General features: G+C 74.2%; 2 protein-coding genes. Both read left to right on the forward strand.

Features of this window, described 5'->3' with window-relative positions:
• Positions 1 to 4 precede the first annotated feature (4 nt).
• Entirely contained in the window at positions 5 to 1231 is a 1227-nt protein-coding gene (locus H5J30_RS29300; protein WP_181790308.1) for a sensor histidine kinase, read from the forward strand.
• Positions 1228 to 1935 (forward strand): response regulator, encoded by a 708-nt coding sequence (locus H5J30_RS29305; RefSeq protein ID WP_181790306.1) that lies wholly within the window; start codon positions 1228 to 1230, stop codon positions 1933 to 1935. Before H5J30_RS29300 ends, H5J30_RS29305 begins: the two co-directional genes overlap by 4 nt.
• Positions 1936 to 2087: the final 152 nt, after the last annotated feature.

Consider the following 2087-nt stretch of genomic DNA (forward strand, 5'->3'; position numbering starts at 1 on the left):
GCCCATGACGTCCGTGGAGCCGGAGCGCCCGCGCCCGCTGCTCGCGTCGGCGTCGCACCGGTGGGTGCGGCTGCTGCCGTGGGGCCTGGCGTTCGTGCTGTGCGTCGCCCTCCTGCCCACCACCATCCAGGTCCTCACCGTCGACTACGGGCTGAACGCCGGTGTCGCGAGCCTGCTGGCCGTCGCGCAGTCGGCGCCGCTGCTGCTCGCCGTCACCCGGCCGCTGCTCGCCTGGTACGTGGTCTTCGCCGCGGACGTGGCCGGGGCGCTGGCGCTGCTCAGCGCCGAGTACGGCGAGCGGCAGGAGTGGCCGTTCCCGCCGATGCAGATCGTCGGGTACATCGGCCTCTGCCTCGCCCTCGGCCTGCGCGAGTCCCGCCGGACGCTGGTGCTGGTGTGGCTGGCGACGGCGGGCGCGAACGTCGGGCTGCTGTACGTCGCGCCCGACCGGGTGAACGACAGAAGCATCCTGCTGATGATCCTCGGCGGGGTGACCCTCCTGATCACCGGCGTGCTGCGGGAACGGCACGAGGTGCAGCGCAGGCTGACCGAGCAGGAGACGATCAGCGAGGCCGAGCGCGGCCGGCGGACGCTGCTGGAGGAGCGCGCCCGTATCGCACGCGAGTTGCACGACGTGGTGGCGCACCACATGTCCGTCATCACGGTGCAGGCGGACACCGCGGAGTACCGGCTCGCCGAGCTGCCGCCGGAGGTGCGCGGGGAGTTCACGTCCATCGCGGCGACCGCGCGCGAGTCGCTGGGCGAGATGCGCCGGCTCCTCGGCGTGCTGCGCAGCGAGGAGACGCACGGCGAGGTCGCACCGCAGCCGGACCTGGCGCAGATCGGGCAGTTGGTGGCGGCGACGGAGCGGGCGGGCGGGCCGGTGGAGTTCACGCCCTGCGACGCCGACGTGCCGGAGGCGGTAGGGCTGTCCGCGTACCGCATCGTCCAGGAGGCGCTGGCGAACGTCGTACGGCACGCGCCGGGCGCCGCGACGCGGGTGTCGCTGTCGCTCTCCGACGGCGGCGACCGGCTCGCCGTCCTCGTCGTCAACGGGCCGCCGCCGGAGCTGCCCGCCGCGCCGCTGGAGCAGAGCGGCACCGGGCACGGGCTCGTCGGCATGCGCGAGCGGGTGCGGCTCGTCGACGGCACCTTCGACGCGGGCCCGCTGCCGGACGGCGGCTTCCGGGTCGCGGCCGACCTCCCCCTGAACGGAAAGGACCCCGGGTGACGACGCGCGTCATCATCGTCGACGACCAGGCCATGGTGCGGGCGGGCTTCGCCGCGCTGCTGGCGGCCCAGAGCGACATCGACGTCGTGGGCGAGGCCCCCGACGGCGCGCAGGGCGTGGAGCTGAGCCGGCGTACCCATCCCGACGTCGTGCTGATGGACGTCCGCATGCCCGAGATGGACGGCCTGGAGGCCGCGCGCCGCATCCTGGCGCCGCCCGCGGGGGATGGGGGCACCGCCCACGCCGTTCAGGCCGTGGGGGACCACCGGCCGCGGGTGCTGATGCTCACCACCTTCGACGTGGACGACTACGTCTACGAGGCGCTGCGCGCGGGCGCGAGCGGCTTCCTGCTGAAGGACGCGCCGCCGGCGGACCTCATCGCGGCGGTACGGGTCGTGGCCTCCGGCGACGCGCTGCTCGCCCCGTCGGTGACCCGGCGGCTCATCGCGGACTTCGCCCGGCAGCGGCCCGCCGGCCGGGGCAAGCCCGCGCTGCGGCTGAACGCGCTGACGGAGCGCGAGACCGAGGTCCTGACCCTGGTGGCCCGCGGCCGGTCCAACACCGAGATCGCCGAGACCCTGGTGCTGGCGGAGCAGACGGTGAAGACGCACGTCAGCCGGGTCCTGACCAAGCTCGACCTGCGCGACCGCGCGCAGGCGGTCGTCATCGCGTACGAATCGGGGCTGGTCGCCCCCGGCGAGTAGGGGTAGGGCCAGCCCCACCGCCACCCCCTACCCCGGTACTACCTCCACATCGGCTCCCGGGTATGACGCCCGGCGGGCAGCCGTCCGCGCACTCTTCAGCCGTCAGCACGAAGAGATGACGAAAGGGCGGATCATGAGACTGCGTGGCAGCA

This window comes from Streptomyces phytophilus (genome assembly GCF_013870535.1).
In the GTDB taxonomy this organism is placed as follows: domain Bacteria; phylum Actinomycetota; class Actinomycetes; order Streptomycetales; family Streptomycetaceae; genus Streptomyces; species Streptomyces phytophilus.